The sequence below is a fragment of the Rhodococcus opacus B4 genome, assembly GCF_000010805.1.
Taxonomy (GTDB): Bacteria; Actinomycetota; Actinomycetes; order Mycobacteriales; family Mycobacteriaceae; genus Rhodococcus_F; species Rhodococcus_F opacus_C.
In genome coordinates this window covers 7855207-7874353 of record NC_012522.1, presented here as the reverse complement: position 1 = coordinate 7874353, position 19147 = coordinate 7855207, and the positions used below count along the sequence as shown (strand labels likewise).

The 19147-nt window shown below is 64.7% G+C and carries 16 protein-coding genes; all 16 read left to right on the top strand.

Annotated features, from left to right (window positions below; genetic code table 11):
• The first annotated feature begins 7 nt into the window (after positions 1-7).
• The 16 genes from ccrA to ROP_RS35735 all read left to right on the top strand — a co-directional run bounded on the left by ccrA (position 8) and on the right by ROP_RS35735 (position 19142).
• Complete coding sequence (ccrA, locus tag ROP_RS35805; protein ID WP_015890870.1) at positions 8-1288, top strand: crotonyl-CoA carboxylase/reductase; 1281 nt, start codon at positions 8-10, stop codon at positions 1286-1288.
• Positions 1289-1332: 44 nt separating this feature from the next.
• Complete coding sequence (locus tag ROP_RS35800) at positions 1333-2316, top strand: NADPH:quinone oxidoreductase family protein (protein ID WP_015890869.1); 984 nt, start codon at positions 1333-1335, stop codon at positions 2314-2316.
• Between the two features lie 43 nt (positions 2317-2359).
• Complete coding sequence (locus ROP_RS35795; RefSeq protein WP_015890868.1) at positions 2360-3181, top strand: enoyl-CoA hydratase; 822 nt, start codon at positions 2360-2362, stop codon at positions 3179-3181.
• A 14-nt stretch (positions 3182-3195) separates the two neighbouring features.
• Positions 3196-4356, top strand: a complete 1161-nt coding sequence (locus ROP_RS35790) for an iron-containing alcohol dehydrogenase (RefSeq protein ID WP_015890867.1) — start codon at positions 3196-3198, stop codon at positions 4354-4356.
• 25 nt (positions 4357-4381) lie between these two features.
• Positions 4382-5926 carry a CoA-acylating methylmalonate-semialdehyde dehydrogenase gene (locus ROP_RS35785; RefSeq protein ID WP_015890866.1) on the top strand — a complete coding sequence of 515 codons (1545 nt, stop codon included), beginning with the start codon at positions 4382-4384 and terminating at the stop codon, positions 5924-5926.
• Positions 5927-5978: 52 nt separating this feature from the next.
• Positions 5979-7025, top strand: a complete 1047-nt coding sequence (locus tag ROP_RS35780; protein ID WP_015890865.1) for an enoyl-CoA hydratase/isomerase family protein — start codon at positions 5979-5981, stop codon at positions 7023-7025.
• Positions 7026-7471: 446 nt separating this feature from the next.
• On the top strand, positions 7472-7741 hold the full coding sequence (locus ROP_RS35775) for a DUF3311 domain-containing protein (RefSeq protein WP_015890864.1): 270 nt from the start codon (positions 7472-7474) through the stop codon (positions 7739-7741).
• Positions 7738-9351: a monocarboxylate uptake permease MctP gene (gene mctP, locus ROP_RS35770; RefSeq protein WP_015890863.1), complete on the top strand. Its 1614-nt coding sequence runs from the start codon at positions 7738-7740 to the stop codon at positions 9349-9351. Before ROP_RS35775 ends, mctP begins: the two co-directional genes overlap by 4 nt.
• Before the next feature lie 21 nt (positions 9352-9372).
• Positions 9373-10185: an enoyl-CoA hydratase/isomerase family protein gene (locus ROP_RS35765; RefSeq protein ID WP_015890862.1), complete on the top strand. Its 813-nt coding sequence runs from the start codon at positions 9373-9375 to the stop codon at positions 10183-10185.
• Entirely contained in the window at positions 10182-12269 is a 2088-nt protein-coding gene (locus tag ROP_RS35760; protein ID WP_015890861.1) for an acetate--CoA ligase family protein, read from the top strand. Before ROP_RS35765 ends, ROP_RS35760 begins: the two co-directional genes overlap by 4 nt.
• Positions 12269-13528: an MFS transporter gene (locus tag ROP_RS35755; RefSeq protein ID WP_015890860.1), complete on the top strand. Its 1260-nt coding sequence runs from the start codon at positions 12269-12271 to the stop codon at positions 13526-13528. The genes ROP_RS35760 and ROP_RS35755 overlap by 1 nt, the downstream gene beginning before the upstream one ends.
• A gap of 18 nt (positions 13529-13546) precedes the next feature.
• Positions 13547-13870, top strand: coding sequence for an ArsR/SmtB family transcription factor (locus ROP_RS35750; RefSeq protein ID WP_015890859.1), 324 nt, complete (start codon positions 13547-13549; stop codon positions 13868-13870).
• A 51-nt stretch (positions 13871-13921) separates the two neighbouring features.
• Positions 13922-14416 carry a MarR family winged helix-turn-helix transcriptional regulator gene (locus tag ROP_RS42870; protein ID WP_015890858.1) on the top strand — a complete coding sequence of 165 codons (495 nt, stop codon included), beginning with the start codon at positions 13922-13924 and terminating at the stop codon, positions 14414-14416.
• 242 nt (positions 14417-14658) lie between these two features.
• On the top strand, positions 14659-15339 hold the full coding sequence (locus ROP_RS35745; RefSeq protein ID WP_148222543.1) for a helix-turn-helix domain-containing protein: 681 nt from the start codon (positions 14659-14661) through the stop codon (positions 15337-15339).
• A 928-nt stretch (positions 15340-16267) separates the two neighbouring features.
• Positions 16268-17608 (top strand): APC family permease, encoded by a 1341-nt coding sequence (locus ROP_RS35740; protein ID WP_231869023.1) that lies wholly within the window; start codon positions 16268-16270, stop codon positions 17606-17608.
• A 103-nt stretch (positions 17609-17711) separates the two neighbouring features.
• The gene (locus tag ROP_RS35735) at positions 17712-19142 is read left to right on the top strand and encodes an aspartate aminotransferase family protein (protein WP_015890855.1); all 1431 of its coding nucleotides are present in this window, start codon (positions 17712-17714) and stop codon (positions 19140-19142) included.
• Positions 19143-19147 lie beyond the last annotated feature (5 nt).

The window sequence follows — 19147 nt, the reverse complement described above, 5'->3', positions numbered from 1 at the left end:
GATGATCGTGACCGAACTGATGGAGCGCCAGTCCGTTGCCGACCCGACCACCGACGCGGTGGAGCCGGGAACGCTGCCCCCACTCGGCGTGGTTCCCAAGAGCATGCACGCGCAGGTCGTGCGCCCGGAGCGGTACGGCGATCCCGCCACGGCGTTCGTGCACGAGGTCGTCGACACCCCGCACCTCGGTACCGGTGAAGTACTGATCGCCGTGATGGCAGCCGGGGTCAACTACAACAACGTCTGGGCGGCCCGCGGCTACCCGGTCGATCAGGTCGCCACTCGGCAGCGCCGGGGCGAGAGCGAGGACTTCCACATCGGCGGCTCGGACGCCTCCGGCATCGTCTACGCCGTCGGTGAGGGTGTCAGCGGCATCCAGATCGGCGACGAGGTCGTCATCCATCCGGGCGTCTGGGACCAGAACGACCCGTGGATCAGCGCCGGCCGCGACCAGATGATCGCCCCGAGCGCGAAGATCTGGGGATACGACACCAACTACGGCTCGTTCGGCCAGTTCGCCCGAGTGCAGGCGCATCAGGTTCTCCCCAAGGCTGCGCATCTGAGTTGGGCCGAAGCCGCCGCACCCACCCTTGTGGGAACGACCGCGTACCGGATGCTGCACGGCTGGAAGGGCAACACCGTCACCGAGGGCGATCTGGTACTGGTGTGGGGCGGATCCGGTGGTCTGGGAACCCAGGCTTGCCAGCTCGTGCGCGAGGCGGGCGGCCGGGCCGTGGCCGTGGTCTCCGACGACGACCGCGGCGCCTACGCAATGAAGTACGGGGCCATCGGCTACATCAACCGGCGCGAGTTCGATCACTGGGGCGTCCCGCCGCTCGTCGACGACACCGAAGGCCAGAAGAAGTGGACCGCCGGTGCCCGTGCGTTCGGCAAGAAGCTCTGGGAGATCGCCGGCAGCCGAGAAGACCCGGCGATCGTGTTCGAGCACCCCGGTGCCTCCACCATCCCCACCAGCATCTTCGTGTGCCAGCCCGGCGGCATGGTCGCCATCTGCGCCGGCACCACCGGATTCGACGCCATGGTCGACCTGCGGTACCACTGGACCCGCCAGAAGCGACTGCAGGGCTCGCACGGCACCAACGACGAACAGGCCATCGCCTACAACCAGCTCGTCGTCGACGGGAAGATCGACCCGGTCGTCGGCCGAGTCCTCCCCATGGCCGACATTCCGCTCTCCCACGCCCAGATGGGCCGCGGCGAAGAGGTCTTCGGCAACACCGTCCACCTCATCGGCGCCACCACCCCGGACGAGGGTCGACGGCCCTGACCACCCGCAACGGCATAGCAGAACCACAAGCAAAGGTGCACAACATGTCCCGAGCATGGAGAGTCCGCCAGTACGGAGAACCCGCCTCCGTCCTGCGGCTGGAAGACACAACCGAACCGACCCCCGGGCACGGGCAGGTCCGGCTTCGCGTGGCCGCCACCTCGTGCAACTTCGCCGACGTTCTGCTGTGCCGGGGCGAGTATCAGCAGAAGCCGGTCCCGCCGTTCACTCCGGGCCTCGAAGTGTGCGGGTGGGTCGACGACATCGGCGGTGGAGTCGATCCGCGGTTGCTTGCCTCGCGGATCGTCGGGCAGCCGATTCTTCCGCACGGCGGCTTCGCCGAGGTCGCCCTGATGAACGCCGACGAGGCCTACGTCGTTCCCCGCAACATCGACGACACCACCGCGGCCACCTTGCATCTGACCTACCTGACGGCGTGGCTCGGTTTGCACCGGCGGGCCGCGATCAAGGCCGGCGACACTGTCGTGGTCACCGCCGCCGCCGGCGGTGTCGGCTCGGCGGCCGTGCAGGTCGCCCGGGCGGCGGGCGCGACCGTGATCGCGATCGTGTCCGACGAGGGCAAAGCCGTCACCGTCTCCGGTCTCGGAGCGGACGTAGTCGTCGTCCGCTCCCGCGGGGACGTGATCGAGCAGGTCAAGGCCGCCGCACCGGACGGCGCCGACATCGTTTTCGACTCGGTCGGCGGCCAGGCGTACGAGCAGGCAACGAAATACATTGCCTTCGAAGGACGCATCGTGGTCATCGGATTCGCCAGCGGCTACATCCCCAGGCCGCACCTCAACCACGCCTTCGTGAAGAACTACACCATCGCCGGCCTGCACTGGTCGTTGTACCGCACACATCGCCCGGATCTCGTGCACATCGCCCAGGCAGCGATCTTCGAGATGGCCGCTGCCGGCCTGATCGACCCGCTGATCACCGCCCGTGCCGGTCTCGACGATGTGCCCGATGCCCTCGAGGAACTCGCCCACGGACGTACCCAGGGAAAGACGGTCATCACCGTCTGACGTCGTCCATCACCGACACACTAGAAACAGGAGTGCGGAAGAAATGACCGCCATTGCAGAGAAGGCCACCTCGTTCGAGGACCAGGGGGGAGATTACGAACATCTCCGCGTCGAACGCCGGGGCCCGGTTGCGCTGATCACGCTCGACCGTCCGAAGGCCCTCAACGCCCTGTGCAACGCCCTCACCGAGGAGCTGACCGCCGCCCTCGATGCCACCGAAGCCGACGACAGCATCGGCGCCGTCGTCCTGACCGGCAGCGCCAAGGCCTTCGCCGCCGGCGCCGACATCAAGGAGATGCAGCCCAAGTCCTTCACCGACGTCTACCTCGAAGACTTCATCACGGCCAGCTGGGAACGCGCCTCCACCACCCGCAAGCCCATCATCGCCGCGGTCGCCGGCTACGCCCTCGGCGGCGGCGCCGAACTCGCGATGAGCTGCGACTTCATCATCGCTGCCGAGACCGCCAAGTTCGGTCAGCCAGAGATCACCCTCGGGATTCTGCCCGGCGCCGGCGGCACCCAGCGTCTGGCCCGCGCGGTCGGCAAGTCCAAGGCGATGGACATGGTCCTGACCGGTCGCACAATCGACGCCGAGGAGGCGGAGCGCATCGGGCTGGTCGCTCGGGTCGTTCCGGCCAGCAACGTGGTCGATGAAGCGGTCAAGGCAGCGGCGAAGATCGCCGGGTTCTCCCGGCCCGCGGTGCTGATGGCCAAGGAGTCGGTCGACCGCGCGTTCGAGACGACCCTGTCGGAGGGGCTGCGCTTCGAGCGGCGGATGTTCCATGCTTCCTTCGCCACCGAAGACAAGGCCGAGGGGATGTCGGCGTTCCTCGACAAGCGCACCCCGATGTTCACCCATCGCTGAAAGCGAGAGAATCCATGTCTGCACCCATTTCTCTTCCGCGGATCATGCGGATCGGCGGCGGCGCCGTCGCCGAGATCGGCGAGGTGGTCAACGGCCTCGGGCTGACCCGCCCGTTGGTGGTCACCGATTCCTTCCTCGTCGGCACCGGCGCGGCGGAACAGATGATCAAGAACCTCGAGGCCGCCGGTCTGTCGCCGCGCCTGTTCGACGGTACAGTCCCGGATCCGACCACCGTTTCCCTCGACGCGGGCGTCGCCGCGATCGCCGAGCACGACTGCGATTCGGTGATCGGGTTCGGCGGCGGCAGTCCGATGGACACCGCCAAGGCCCTCGGGATGCTCGGCCGCCAGGGCGGGCAGATGCGCGACTACAAGGCTCCCCGCAACAATGTGGGACCGGCCCTGCCGGTCATCGCGGTCCCCACCACCGCCGGAAGCGGGTCCGAGGCCACCCAGTTCACGGTCATCACCGACAGCGTCAGCGACGAGAAGATGCTCTGCCCGGGCCTGGCGTTTCTGCCGGTCGCCGCGGTCATCGACTACGAGTTGACCGTGTCGATGCCGCCGCGGCTGACCGCCGACACCGGCGTCGATGCGCTGACCCACGCGATCGAGGCGTACGTCAGCAAGAAGGCGAACCCGTTCTCGGACAGTCTCGCCCTGACCGCGATCGGCACCATCGGCCGCGTCCTGCGCCGCGCCTACACCGACGGCGGTGACGCCGAAGCCCGTGAGCAGATGATGCTCGCCGCCACCCAGGCCGGCATCGCGTTCTCCAACTCCTCCGTTGCCCTCGTGCACGGGATGAGCCGCCCGATCGGCGCCCACTTCCACGTCGCCCACGGCTTGTCGAACGCCATGCTGTTCCCCGCGGTGACGGCATTCTCGGTCGGTGCCGCGCAGTCGCGGTACGCCGACTGCGCCCGCGCCCTCGGGGTCGCCGCCGTCGGCGAGGACGACACGCCCGCCGCGAACAACCTCGTCGACGCACTGCGCGAGCTGTGCCGCGACGTGGCCGTGCCCACCCCCAAGGCGTACGGGATCGAAAAGGACCGGTGGAACGAGCTGATCCCGCTGATGGCCGCGCAGGCCCTGGCCTCCGGGTCACCGAACAACAACCCGCTCGTCCCGACCGACGCCGAGATCCGCGACCTCTACGCCCAGATCTACGGCTGAAAACCCCTCCAGGAGAAACCTTCACATGACTGCCACCCTTCCCACCCCGGCGACCGACACCACTGGCTCTCGGCCGGTCGATATCGACCACTACATCGCCGGTCGTGTCGATGCCCGCGGCGCCGCCACCCGCGCCGACGTCTACAACCCCGCCACCGGGCAGGTGACCGGCAAGGTCGCGATGGCCACACCCGCGGACGTTCACACCGCGGTCACTGCCGCCGCCGATGCCTTTCCGACCTGGTCGGCCACCCCCGCGCACATCCGGGCCCGCGTGATGTTCCGGTTCCGCGACCTCGTCGAACAGCACTCGGATCGGCTGGCGGCGATCATCACCGCAGAGCACGGCAAGGTGCACTCCGACGCCAAGGGTGAGGTCACCCGCGGCCTCGAGGTCGTCGAATTCGCTTGCGGCATCCCGCAGCAACTCAAGGGTGAGTTCTCCGAGAACGTCGGCCGCGCCGTCGACGGAGTCACCTTCCGCCAGCCCCTCGGCGTCGTCGCGGGCATCTCGCCGTTCAACTTCCCCGCCATGGTCCCGATGTGGATGTTCCCCGTCGCTTTGGCGTGTGGGAACACGTTCGTGATGAAGCCGTCCGAGAAGGACCCCACCCTCAGCGTCGAACTCGCGAAGTTGCTGACCGAGGCGGGTCTGCCGGACGGGGTGTTCAACGTCGTGCACGGCGACAAGGTCGCGGTCGACGCGTTGCTGACCCACGATCAGGTGGAGGCGATCAGCTTCGTCGGGTCCACTCCGATCGCGGAGTACATCCACAGCACCGCTGCCGCGCAGGGCAAGCGCGTGCAGGCCCTCGGCGGGGCGAAGAACCACATGGTGATCATGCCCGACGCCGATCTCGACCAGGCCGTGTCCGCGCTGATGGGTGCCGCCTACGGCTCGGCAGGGGAACGCTGCATGGCCATCTCCGTGGCCGTGCCGGTCGGGGAGGAGACCGCGAACGCCCTGCGTGAGCGGTTGATCGCCGCTCTTGCCGACCTGAAGGTCGGCCCCGGTACCGCCGCCGAGGTGGAGATGGGCCCGTTGGTGACCGGTGCGCACCGCGACAAGGTCGCCTCTTACATCGACCTCGGCGTCGAGGAGGGCGCCGAACTCGTCGTCGACGGACGCGAGCGGATCCCCGCCAACGCCGGCGACGGGTTCTTCCTCGGCGGCACCCTCTTCGACCACGTCACCCCGACAATGCGGATCTACCTCGAGGAGATCTTCGGACCGGTCCTGTCCATCGTGCGCGCCGAATCGTTCGAGAAGGCCCTCCAGTTGGTCAACGATCATGAATTCGGTAACGGCACCGCCATCTTCACCGCCGACGGCAACACCGCCCGCACCTACCTCGCCCAGGTCAAGGCCGGCATGGTCGGCATCAACGTCCCGATCCCCGTGCCGATGGCCTTCCACTCCTTCGGCGGCTGGAAACGCTCCCTGTTCGGTGACCACCACATTCACGGACCCGAAGGCGTGCGGTTCTACACCCGCAACAAGACCGCCACCACCCGCTGGCCCAACGACACCCAGACCCGCACCGACTTCTCCATGCCCACCCATGAGTGAGGTCCGATTCGGGCGGTGCGGATACACCCTTACCCATGATCGCCCGGCTGTTGTGGCCGAACCGCGCACCATCGCTCTCGGTGGCAGTGACGAGATCAGGTATCTCCGCCAGGGGCCGATCGGCCGGATCGTGCTCAATCGCCCGAAGGCATTGAACGCGCTGACCACATCGATGATCGACCAACTCCACCGTGCTATCGACGAATGGGAGAAGGATCCGGGCACCGCTGTGGTACTGGAGAGTTCGAGTGCGAAGGCGTTTTGCGCCGGTGGGGACATCCGCCAGATCCGTCAGAACACTGTCGCCGGTGCATACGGCGACAGTGACGACTTCTTTGCCTCCGAGTACCGCCTCAATGCCCGGATCGCGGAACTCACAACCCCCTTGGTCTCGCTGATCGACGGGATCTGCATGGGCGGCGGAATGGGATTGTCCGTGCATGGTGCGTTCCGTGTCGTCAGTGACAAGGCGGTGCTGGCGATGCCCGAAACCGCGATTGGGTTCTTCCCGGATGTCGGCGGTAGCTATTTCCTGTCCCGCCTTCCAGGTGCGCTCGGGATGTACCTCGGGTTGACGGGCTACCGTCTCGATGCTGGTGATGCCATGCACACCGGGCTGGCCACGCATCGGGTTGCCGACGTGGCCCTCGTGGTGTCGGCGCTGGAGAAAAACCCGCAAACGCCGATCGATGAGGTGCTGCGCTCACTGCCTCCCGCAGCCCCGACTACCACCAGCCGGTTGGCTGAACACCGATGCGAGATCGATTGGTGCTTTGGCGCACCGAGCGTGTCCGAGATCTACTCCCGCCTGCGTGATCATCACAGCTCATGGTCACGGGAAATTCTCGCGGTACTCGATTCGGCGTCCCCGCAGAGCTTGGAGGTGACGTTCGCGGTGTTGACGGCGGGCAAACAACGGAACCTGCTGCGCTGTTTGAAGATGGAGCTGGATGTCGCCACCCATCTCGCCCGTACGTCCGACTTCGTCGAAGGCGTCCGCGCGGGTTTGGTCGACAAGGATCGATCCCCCGTTTGGGGAAAGTCGCTGTTCGGGGGGTTCGACGCCGGTGGGTCGAGCGTATGGCACCGGCTGCCGTAGCCTGCTGGGACGCCGCGGGATGCTTGCTCTGGGGGATGTGGCGATGTCCCCCAGAGTGATCCACGTGGTTACCGCTGGTGCGGGTCTCGTCCTGGCCGGCGTTCTGACGCTGGTCCTCGTCCGAGTGGAGGATCCCACCGCGGGACATGGCCAGCCCTCGGCCTCACTCTGCGCACGGTGGCCTTGATGTGCGGCGCTCCCCTGCTCGCCGGTGGGGTGTTGTGCTGTGTGTGGGCGCGCCCGTTGTCCTGCTACGTCGACGACGACATTCCGCGATCATGACTCTCCAACTTCGCGCGAACCGCGACACCGAATGTGGTTGTCCCAACATATTTTCGATCATTTGTTGGGCATCTTCGGTGTCGAGAACTTGGGCGTTGACCCAGCGACCGCCGGTGTGATCTGATTCTCACATCCAATACTTCGATAGATTTAGGAGTATCAAAATGATTCCTGCGCCTCCGCCCAGCACCCCTCCGGACAACCCTCGACCCACATTGTCGTGGACCAAACGCGTCATCTGCGCGGTCCTCGTGATCACGCCGGTCGTACTCGCCCTGTCCGTTCCGCTGTACCAGCGCACCGAGCCCACCCTCGGCGGTTTGCCGTTCTTCTACTGGTTCCAGATGACGATGGCGGTCGCCGCCGCCTGCGGATGCGGCGCCACCTACTTCATCGCCTTCCGCAACGAGACCGAAACCGGTGACACACAATGAACTTCAACGGTGTCACCTTCGGTGTGTTCATGGTCCTGTTCGTGTTGGTGACCGGAATGGGCTTTGTGGCCAGTCGATGGCGCCGCGCAAAGAACGAGCATCAACTCGATGAGTGGGCCCTCGGCGGCCGCGGCTTCGGCGGATTCATCACCTGGTTCCTGCTGGGTGGCGACCTGTACTCCGCCTACACCTTGATCGCTGTACCCGCGGCGATCTTCAGTATCGGCGCCTTCGGCTTCTACGCGATACCCAACGCGGTAGTCCTCTACTCGCTGGGATTCCTGTTCCTGCCCCGCCTGGTTCGGCTGGCCCACGAGAAGGGTTATGTGACGCTGACCGACTTCGTCAACGACCGCTTCAAATCACCAGCCCTCGGCCTGGCGATCACCCTCACCGGACTGCTTGCCACCCTGCCCTACCTCGCGCTGCAGCTCGTCGGCCTCGAGGTCGTCTTCGCCTCCATGGGTATCCAGGCCGGCCCGAACGCCAGCTGGATCGTCCGCGACCTGCCGCTGTTCATCGCATTCGGTGTTCTCGCGGCCTACACCTACTCCTCGGGTATCCGCGCACCGGCACTGATCGCGTTCCTCAAAGACGGGCTGACCTACATCGTGGTCATCGTCGCCGTCATCGTCATCCCGATCAAACTCGGCGGCTTCGGACAGATCTTCGCCGACGCCGGCGCCGCGATCGCCGAGCGCACCAACTCCCCCGACCCGGAAGCGGCGGCGATCAGCGTCAACGCCAGCGTCTACATGACCCTCGCGCTCGGATCCGGGATGGCGTTCTTCCTGTACCCGCATGCCATCACCGGTGTCTTCGCCGCCCGCGGCGCCCGCACGGTGCGCCGGAATATGTCCGTCCTTCCGATCTACACCTTGCTTCTGGGCTTCGTGGCGTTGCTGGGCATGATGGCCCTGGCGGCCGGAATCGAACCCCTCAACGGCAATCCGCAGTTCGCCGTGCCGCAGTTGCTGCAAGAGATGTTCCCCTCGTGGTTCGTCGGGGTCGCCTACGCCGCGATCGCGATGAGCGCCCTGGTGCCTGCGGCGATCATGGCGATCGGCGCCGGGAACCTGGTCAGCCGGAACATCATCCGCCAGTTCTCCCGCTCCGAGACCACCAGCCGCCGGGAAACCGAGATCTCCAAGGTGGTGTCCGTGCTGGTCAAGCTCGGGGCGCTGGTGTTCGTCCTGACCCTCGACAGCCAGTTCGCCCTCAATTTCCAGTTGCTCGGCGGTATCTGGATTCTGCAGACCATCCCCACGGTGCTGCTCGGCCTGTTCACCGAACGCTTCGCCGACAAGCGGGCACTGCTGGCAGGGTGGGCAGTCGGTATCGCCTACGGCACGATCGCCGCCTACAACGTCTCATCACCCAAGGCCAGTCACTTCGGCGGCTCGACGGCGGCCCCGTTCTTTCTGTCCTCGCCGATGTACATCGCCATCTCCGCGCTGATCCTGAACCTCGTCGTGACGCTCGTCTGGAGCGGTATCACCTCGACACTGCGCCGTACCCGGCAGATCAGCACCACCGCACCGGTATCACCCGAATCGACCGCACCCGGCACGAACGCCGGTGCCGTCGCTAACGCCCCCGCCGCCCACTGACCTTCAGGAGTGCCGATTTCCATGACTGCCACCATCAACCGGACCGACGACGGTCCAGTCCGGATTCTCACCGTCGCAAACCCCGCCAAGCGCAACGCATTCAGCGGCGATATGGCCCCACAACTGCGGAAGTTACTGCTCGAGGCCGATCAGACCACGTCCGTCCGGGCCATAGTGATCACCGGTGACGCCAACACCTTCTCGTCCGGACACGATCTGCAGGAAGTCCTGCACAACCCGGAGACAGCAGGTGACCCCGAGGCCAATGCCGCCTTCACACTGCCCGCCGAGCTCGGCACCCCGGTCATCGCGGCCGTGAACGGCGCAGCCTACGCCGCCGGCTTCATTCTGGCACTCAATTGCGACATCCGGATCGCCGGCCACAACGCGAAATTCTGCGCCGTTGGCGCCCGCATCGGCCTGGTCCCCGTCGGCGGGCAGTTGAGTCGCCTGCTGGACATCGTGAGCTACCCGGTCGCGTTCAAGATGCTGGCCACCGCCGCACCGGTCGCCGCCGACGCCGCCCGCGAATCCGGATTCGTCAGCGAAGTATGCGACCCGGCCGACACCCTCGACCGCGCACTCGCGCTCGCACATCAGATCGCGGAGGTCTCACCCGCCGTGGTGCGGGCGATCAAGACCGGCCTCCGGGTGACCCTGCACGACGGACTCGACGCCGGCACCGCACTCGAACCGCTGCTCGCCGCGGTGGTCCGCGATCTGCCCGACGGAGACGAAGGTGTGCAGTCCTTCCTGCAGAAGCGGCCACCGCAGTACCCGGATGCACCCGCCGACCTGCAGGACAGACTCGACAAGGTGGGAGCGGACCGATGACCCAACGAATCCGCGAAGACGCCGTCCGCGACCTTGCCGTCCGCTACGGCGTCGCCGCCAACGCGGTCACCTTCGCCACCAACGGCGTCGACGCCGGCCGGATCGCAGTAGCAATCGGCCGTCCCGTCGCCGTGAAACTGGTCGCCGACAACGTCGTCCACAAGAGCAAAGCCGGTGGAGTCCTCCTCGGAGTGGCGCCGGAGGACACCCACCGCCGCACCGACGAGCTCCTCGAGAAGCAGCGTGCCATGGGTGCCACGGTCCGCGGCGTCACCGTCGAGGCCATGGTGGACTCCGGTCTCGAAGCCGTGGTCGGCGGTCTCGACGCACCCGGCTTCGGCCCGGTGGTGATGTTCGGCCACGGTGGTGTCGACATCGAAACACTCGACGATGTGGTGTTCGCCCTGGCCCCGATCGATGCCGTCGAGGCCCGGCGGATGGTGTCGAGCACCCGACTCGGACGGGTCATCGAGAAGCGGTTCCCGCAGCGCCTCGACGACGTCGTCGAGATGCTCGTCGCCGTCGGCGGGTCGTCCGGCCTGCTGCTCAACGAGGACATCACCGAGGTCGACTTCAACCCGGTCGTCGTCACCTCCGATCGCATCGTCGCCGTCGACGCCCGAGCAACCGCACTCGATGTCACCGAATGCCATGTTCGTCCGGTCCCCGATCCAGCTGCCAGTTACGAGGCCTTGCGGCCCGCCATCTACCCGCGATCTGTGGCCATCGTCGGTGCCTCCGCCGACGAACGGAAAATGGGATTCCGAGCGGTGCGCAGCCTCGTCGACTTCGGCTACACCGGCCAGATCGTGCCGATCAGCGGCAAGAACACCAGCATCTACGGTGTGTCGACCGTGCCCGATATCGATGCGCTTCCCGAGAACATCGATCGCGCGGTCCTCGCGCTACCGGCCGCAGCGGTACCCGACACGTTGCGTGCGCTCGCCGAACGCGGCACCCGCACCGCGCACATCCTCACCGCCGACACCCCGCGGTTCGACGACATCCTGAGCACGAACGACTTACGGGTACTCGGCCCCAACTGCATCGGCCATTACACGCCGTACGAGCGGATGACCATGATCGGCACCGACGCCTCCAGCACGACTGAGGGGCACCTGGCGGTAGTGTCGCAATCCGGCACCTACGCCGGTGACATCCTGCGGCGCGGGACCGAGCTCGGACTGCAGTTCAGTTTCGTCAGCTCGGTCGGCAATTGCGACGACGTGAGCCCCGCCGAACTGCTCGCCTTCTGCCAAGCCGATCCGCGGACGCACGCTGCCGCGTTCTACCTCGAGGACGATCGGTGGGCCGGTGAATTCTTCCGGCTCGCCCGGACGATGACCAAGCCCGTCGTCCTCCTCAAGGGGGGCCGCACCGCCGCCGGCGGAGCCGCCGCCGCATCGCACACCGGTGCCCTCGCCAGCGATCCGCAGCTCCTCGAAGATGCCGCCCGCCAAGCAGGAGTGCTTCTCGTCGACGACCTCGACCAACTGCTCGACGTCCTCACCGCCCTGCAATTCGTTCCCGCGCTCGACGGGGACAATCTTGCCCTGATCGGCAGCGGCGGCGGTGTCGCCGTGGTCGGCTCCGACCGTGCCGACCGGTGGAATCTGCAGATGGCACCGTTCGCCGAATCCACCCGCGAACGCCTCGCATCGTTCGAGGCCCCGGGAACCAGCCTGTCGAATCCGATCGACATCCCGATCTGGTCCCTGTTCGACGAGACCGGCAGCTTCACCGGCTCCATCGTCTCCACTGTGGCAGCCGACGACTCGATCGACGCGATCTGTGCGTTTCTCGACCTCGGCACCGTGTTCGACATGCAGGCCGTCGAGCCCGGAAACAAGCTGGTCCGGTCGCTGACCGAGGACCTCGTCAACGCCGACCGTGGTGGTATCCCGCTCGCGCTGGTGCTGCGGAGCGGATTCGACGAGAACCAGGACGAGTTGGTTCGACAGCTCCGGCCCGTGGCGGCCGCCGCCGGTGTCGCCCTGTTCGATTCCGTGGACCGGGCGATCGACGCTCTCGGTGGTGTCCGGTGGCTGACCCACCGCAGTAAGAACCCCGGAGGCGAGCTGTAGTGAGCCCATACGACGCCGAGCTCCAACCAGCGCCCGAGCACACATCGGCCGCTGCGCCAGCGCAACGCCCCGCAACCGCGCTCACACTGATCGCCATCAGCACATTCCTGTCGATGAGCGTGTGGTTCTCGGCGTCGTTCGTGGTCCCACAACTCGTGGCGGTCTGGAACTTGTCCACCGCAGCATCGTCATTGCTGACCATCGCCGTCCAGTTCGGCTTCGTCATCGGCGCGGTCACCGCCGCCGCCACCGGCCTGGCCGACGCCGTACCCGGCCGCATCCTGATCTTCGGCGGCGCCGTCGGCGCCGCCCTCGCCAACCTCGGCCTACTCTTCGCCGATGGCCTCGCCGCCGCCATACCTCTGCGGCTACTCACCGGCATCTTCCTCGCCGCGGTATATCCGCCGGCATTGAAAGAGGTCTCCACCTGGTTCCGAACCGGGCGCGGCACCGCACTCGGAGTCATGATCGGTGCGCTCACACTCGGGTCGGCACTGCCGCACCTGGTCAACTCGTTCGGAGACGTGCAGTGGCAGCACGTCATCACCGCCACCACCATCATGACTGCGGCGGGTGGCGGCCTGATCCTGCTACTGCGCACCTCCGGCCCGTACCCGTTTCCCCGGCAGCCGTTCAGCATCACCGCTGCCATCACCAGCCTCCGGAACAAACACGTCGCTCTCGCAAACATCGGCTACATGGGCCACATGTGGGAGCTCTACGCCATGTGGGCTTGGGTCGGGACATTCCTCGCCACCCTTCCTGCCATCGCCACCCGCCCCCACCCCGACGCGACCGCGTCCGCGCTCTCATTCGCCTGCATCGGTGCCGGCGCAATCGGGTGCTTCGTCGGAGGCCGCCTCAGCGACCGGTACGGTCGGGCACAATCGGCACTGATCTGCCTGATCTGCTCGGGAACCGCAGCGATCGCGCTGAGCATCCTCGACACCGCGCCACTACCGATCGTGCTCGCGCTCTGCGTATTCTGGGGATTCTGGGTCATCGCCGACTCGGCGCAATTCTCAGCGCTGGTGACCGAACACGCCGATCCGGTCTACGTCGGCGGAGCAGTGTCCATCCAACTCGCACTCGGCTACCTCACGACCACCCTCACCCTGTGGCTGGTCCCGGTCCTGGTCGAACACCTGTCCTGGTCTGCAGCACTGCTGGCCCTTGCGCTGGGACCCGTCATCGGGGCAGCCGCGATGGCTCTCCTGATTCGTGCAGACCACGACATCACCACGCCGCCGAACCACTGAGCAGACAGAGAACGACCAGTGAACTCCGAGCCCCCTTGCCCCGATAAGGTCGCCCGCATCGCGCGCATCCTCGCCGATCCGATGCGACTACACCTGCTGACGATCATCGCCCGGGCAGGGGAGATTTCGTGTACGCACCTCGTAGACGACGCAGACGTCGGTCCATCCACCGTCTCCTACCACGTAAAGATGCTCACCGAAGCAGGACTGGTGACCGTGACCATCGACGGCCGGCACCGCTACGTACGTTTCGAACGAGAAACCCTGTGCCGCTTCATCGAAATCATCACCCCTCGATCGACCATGACTCACCCAACCAGCGCCGATGAACCCGACGAGTAGGCGCTCAGCAGACGAGGAATCACGAGCCCCCTCGCCAGCACAAGGACATCCATGACCGACCCACATCCTCTGCCGCTGCTCACTCCCATGCAGTTGCTCGACATCAATACCCGACTCGGACTCGAGCACCGAAAACTAAGCAAGGCGATCGACTCCGCGCTCCGCCCACATGGGCTGACGCATGCCAAGTTCGAGATCCTCAACGCCCTGGTATCGGCGACGACCCCGATGACGCTTCTCCCCCTCGCTGCCCAATTACAGCGCCATTGGACGACGACAAGCTCTACCGTCGACCGCCTCGAAGCCCAAGGACTGACAATTCGGCACACGAATCCCGACAACCGACGTCAATCGCTGTTGGAGCCCACCGCCGCCGGCCGATCGACACACTGCGCCGCTCAACAATCCCTGCACACTCTGATCGAATCGACCCAACTAGTCCGCTCACACTGCGATGCACCGACCGAATGCACCGCCACCTCTTTACCCACGTCGATCACGCGCGGCCTATTCAACGGGTGTTCCGGGTCGATAGACTTTGCGTGATAACCACGCGTCGAGCCGGGTCTCTCCCCCAGTCGTTCATCGCGACCGGACTACTGGCACACGGAAGGCATCCCCGCTATCCATACACAGCATGGTTCATGATCAGACCAGCTACTTACATGTGGTAGCCAACGAACGCCGGGGAGCGCGCCCCGCGGCAAATCCCACCCAGGCACATCAACAGTGCCAGCCGCGAAACGACCGCCGCAGCACTCTCGAGGCGATGCTCCAACTCGCGCCCATTGCCGACGCCGACGACCACCGGCGAGATTCTTATGCATCCGTCCGGAGCGTCAATGTCACAACGCTATTCTGTTTTCATGACTTCGGCGTCGCACGAGAACGACCCTGGTAGGGACCGGCTGTCCATGACGGCGCTCGGTGCTCGTATCAGGACGGAACGCCAACTCCGACGACTGTCATTGGAGGACCTGGCCCGGTCAAGCGAGGTGAGCCGCAGCATGCTGTCGGCGATCGAACTCGGTGCCAAAGTTCCTACCGTCCTGGTCCTCGATCGAATCGCCGTCGCGCTCGGCGTCAGCGTCTCACGATTGCTCGACGAGGAACGTGAAGGTCGTGCGATTCACCTTCCTGTCGCTGCACAGCGGGTGGTGTCGGACGCCGCGGGTTGGCGACGCAAAATAACGTCACCCGTCGTACACGGCCTGGACTTCGAGACAGGCCGACTCGAGTTCGACCCGCTGGTAGATGCGGGAGAGTTCGCTCCGCACCACAAGGGGTGGATCGAGCACATCACCGTTGAGCGTGGCCAACTCGAGATCACCCTCGCAGGCCAGGCATACCTGCTTGGCGAGGGCGACGCGCTCTATTTCGAATCGGATGTCATTCACGCATTCAGGAACCCGGGCCGGTCCAAGACCGTGGCATTCATCGTCATGTCCGGTGGCCGACGACCGCTCTGACGCCCCTTCCCGATCCCCGCCACCCTCGTCACGCACAGTTCTCGCATGACCAGTGTGCTTAGAGACAATGCGCGCGCCCACTCTGCCCGACGGCAGAGTGACATGGCCAGCCAGCGACGGTTTGCACAACCGTCTGATCCTGCGCGTTTAAGGCCGCTTCGGTGCGACGCACCGCGCAACTACGACGCAATCCGCTCGACCTCCAGACAGGCTGCACACCGATTGGTTTCATAATTTCTCTCCCAGTCGACTCGGCCTATAACGCCGAACCTCGCGTCCTGAGATCGCAAATGCCCTCTTGCACAAAAAATCCGAGGATGACCTCGCGTAATTGCGGTCTTGACGTCGGCTCCACTAAAGAGGAATATCTTCCCCATCGTTCGATCCCAGGCTCCGCCAGCGACACTCGATACGGAAGGGTTGCGAAGCACCCAACGGCGACACCGCATCCCTAGTCGGCACGATGTGGCGCGCAAGATACGAAACCGCGGTCTCAACGCGCTCCTCGACCCACTCAGAGGTCCTGATCCGCGCCGACCGTCGGGCACCGCATCCTCTAACGTTTCGCCATTTCCGGTCGCCATTCGAGATCGCTCCGACCCGGCTTCAGCTCGTACCGTCACAACGCCCGCACTTTCGCCACCCGATCGTGCCCGTCGATCACGGAACACTGCGATCCGCAGACTATTTGACATACACAACCGGATCCACCGCGTCCGGCCTGCGCGGTCAGAAAGTTTTTGTGACTCAAAGGCCTTGACTTCCATTCCTCTAAAGAGGAATATTTCCCACATGCCAGACTGTGGCTGCCGTCACACGCACCACGCCGAGAGTTAAGAAGGCGTTTCCTATGACCGTTCGACCCGGACCCCACAACCTCAGCGATCATGGTCCCCAACATGAAACCGAGTTGAAGAGAGTTCTCGGGATGCCCTCCCTGGTCTTCTTCGGATTGGCCTACATGGTGCCACTGACCGTATGGACCACGTACGGAGTGGTAACGACATCCACCGAGGGACATCTCCCAGCGGCTTACATCGTGACAACGCTCGCGATGCTGTTGACCGCATACAGCTACGGCCGCATGGTCGTGGCGCATCCCCGAGCAGGCTCCGCCTACGCCTACGCGAAGAGCGCATTCGGCAAGGCAGTCGGATTCATCGTCGGTTGGGTGCTTCTGCTGGACTACATCTTCCTGCCGATGATCTGCTACCTCGTCATCGGCCTGTACATGCACGACTACTTCCCCAGCATTCCGATGTGGATGTGGATAGTGGGATCCGTCCTGCTCACAACGCTGCTCAATATCATCGGCATCCGTGTGATCGCAGGAGTCAATTTCATCTTCATCGCGGCACAGTTCGTCTTCATTGCCGTCTTCGTCGTCTTGTCGGTTCGCAAGCTGGGCGAGAGCGGCGTGCACTCTTTCACCACCCCATTTCTCTCCTCCGGGATGAATGTCGCCGCAGTCTTCGGCGGCGCCGCCATCCTGGCCCTCTCATTTCTCGGCTTCGACGCAGTCTCCACACTCTCAGAGGAAACGAAGAACCCGACCGTTCGGATTCCGCGCGCCATTCTGCTGTGCACGGTTCTCGGCGGTGCGCTGTACATTCTCGAGTCCTACATCGGACACCTCATCTTCCCGGATTACACCCTGTTCAGCAGTGTCGATGTCGCAACCGTGGATGTGATGAAGCATGTCGGTGGAGACCTTCTCAATAGTTTCTTCACTGCCGCCTATGTCGCCGGCTGTTTCGCCTCTGCATTGGCAAGTCAGGCAAGCGTGTCCAGGATCCTGTTTGCGATGGGGCGTGACGGCGTACTGCCAAAACCGATCTTCGGACATCTGCATCCCCGCTTCCGTACTCCCGTTGTCCCGAACATCATTGTCGGTGCGCTGGGCCTGTCCGCGCTGTTCATCAGCCTCGAGAAGGCGTCGTCGATGATCAGCTTCGGCGCCCTGGCGGCCTTCACCTTCGTGAATCTTGCCGTCATCAAGCACTATGTAATCGACAAGGGCAAACGATCGCCGGGAGACCTGCTCCGATACGCCCTCGTACCCGGTCTCGGCGTCGCCTTCAACGCCTACCTGTGGACCAGCCTGAGCGGCCCGACCTTTGCAATCGGACTGACCTGGCTCGCTGTGGGAGTTGCCTATCTTCTCACGCTCACGCGGGGATTCTCCCGGCCGGTCCCCGATCTGTCGATGGACAAGGCTGATCACGAAGGAAACGGCGACATCGAGGTAGCGGCCCAGGCCGCGCGCTGACACACTCCACCAGATCTCGTCCACTCTGATAATCGAAAGCAAACCAGGGGGATACACCTCCCCCACAAAGCATCTGGAAAAAATCCGCTCGAAAGGGACAGTAATGACCATCTCCCCGCTCAACGATCTCAATCCAGGACTGGATGCCGATTCGTCGGTTGATCTGCAAGAGCTCGCCCAACAGCACCTCATCATGCACTTCACCGGCGCTGGCGCCTACAACGAGGCGCCCCCGCGAGTCATGGTGTCAGGTGATGGATGCTGGTTGACCGATTCCACCGGCAAGCGCTACCTCGATGCACTCGCCGGCCTGTTCTGTGTAAACGTCGGATACGGGTACGGAGCGGAGATCGGTCACGCTGTACAACAGCAGATGGCCACACTGCCCTATTTCTCGAACTGGGGGTACGCGCAGCCCCCGTCGATCCTCCTAGCCGCAAAGATCGCGGAACTCGCCCCCGCCGGCCTGGACCGCGTCTTCCTCACTTCCGGTGGCTCCGAATCGAACGAGGCCGCTGTCAAGCTTATTCGCCAGTACCACCAGGCCCGGGGAGAGCATTCCCGGATGAAGTTCATTGCCAGGCGTGTGTCGTACCACGGAACCTCGTACGCGGCGCTCTCCCTCAACGGCATGACAAACTTCAAAAAGGTCTTCGAGCCGCTCATGCACGGAACCCGACACATCTCCAACACCAAACGCTACAAGCGTCCCTTCGGCGAAACCGAGGAACAGTTCACTGCTTTGCTGCTGCAGGAACTGGAAGCACTCATCGTCCAAGAAGGCCCCGATACCGTCGCCGGCATCTTCCTCGAACCCCTCCAGAACGCGGGCGGCTCGCTCACCCCTCCGGAAGGCTATTGCGCTGGCGTACGCGAGATCTGCGACCGCCACGGCATCCTGCTTGTGGCCGACGAGGTGATCTGCGGATTCGGCCGCCTCGGCGAGTGGTTCGGGTCCACCCGTTACGGAATGGAACCAGATATCATTACCTTCGCGAAGGGCGTGTCCTCGGGCCACGTTCCTCTGGGTGGGATGATCACGACGAGCGCAGTGATCGATACCGTTCTGTCAGGTCCGCAGGGCATGTATCTCCACGGCTTGACCTTCGGAGGCCACCCGGCGGCGTGCGCGGCGGGACTAGCCAACATCGCCATCATGGAGCGCGAAGACATCCTCGGACATGTCCGCCGCACCGAACCGTACTTCCGGGCACGTTTGTCCGAGCTGCTCGAACACCCGCTCGTCGGCGACCTTCGCGGCGACGGATTTCATTACTCGCTGGAATTGGTAACCGACAAGAACGCAAGGGCCTGGCGCAGCACGATTTCATCGAATGACTTCGTCGCTCAACACCTCAACCCCGCGCTGGTCGATGCCGGCATCCTCTGCCGAGCAGCAGTCGACCACGAAGGAACACCCCTGATCCAGTTCTCGCCGCCGCTGGTCTTCGATACCGACGACATCAACTTCCTCGTCGACCACGTTCGCACCGTACTCGACGCGATGAGCAACATCGACGGGCTCACCGCTTGATGCTC

Bases quoted from the DNA above. Each gene is read 5' to 3' on its own strand.
- ROP_RS35735 (WP_015890855.1), top strand. From the start codon at position 17,712: ATGACCATCTCCCCGCTCAACGATCTCAATCCAGGACTGGATGCCGAT.
- ROP_RS35790 (WP_015890867.1), top strand. From the start codon at position 3,196: ATGTCTGCACCCATTTCTCTTCCGCGGATCATGCGGATCGGCGGCGGC.
- ROP_RS35785 (WP_015890866.1), top strand. From the start codon at position 4,382: ATGACTGCCACCCTTCCCACCCCGGCGACCGACACCACTGGCTCTCGG.
- ROP_RS35775 (WP_015890864.1), top strand. From the start codon at position 7,472: ATGATTCCTGCGCCTCCGCCCAGCACCCCTCCGGACAACCCTCGACCC.
- ROP_RS42870 (WP_015890858.1), top strand. From the start codon at position 13,922: ATGACCGACCCACATCCTCTGCCGCTGCTCACTCCCATGCAGTTGCTC.
- ROP_RS35795 (WP_015890868.1), top strand. From the start codon at position 2,360: ATGACCGCCATTGCAGAGAAGGCCACCTCGTTCGAGGACCAGGGGGGA.
- ROP_RS35800 (WP_015890869.1), top strand. From the start codon at position 1,333: ATGTCCCGAGCATGGAGAGTCCGCCAGTACGGAGAACCCGCCTCCGTC.
- ROP_RS35760 (WP_015890861.1), top strand. From the start codon at position 10,182: ATGACCCAACGAATCCGCGAAGACGCCGTCCGCGACCTTGCCGTCCGC.
- ROP_RS35765 (WP_015890862.1), top strand. From the start codon at position 9,373: ATGACTGCCACCATCAACCGGACCGACGACGGTCCAGTCCGGATTCTC.
- ROP_RS35740 (WP_231869023.1), top strand. From the start codon at position 16,268: ATGCCCTCCCTGGTCTTCTTCGGATTGGCCTACATGGTGCCACTGACC.
- mctP (WP_015890863.1), top strand. From the start codon at position 7,738: ATGAACTTCAACGGTGTCACCTTCGGTGTGTTCATGGTCCTGTTCGTG.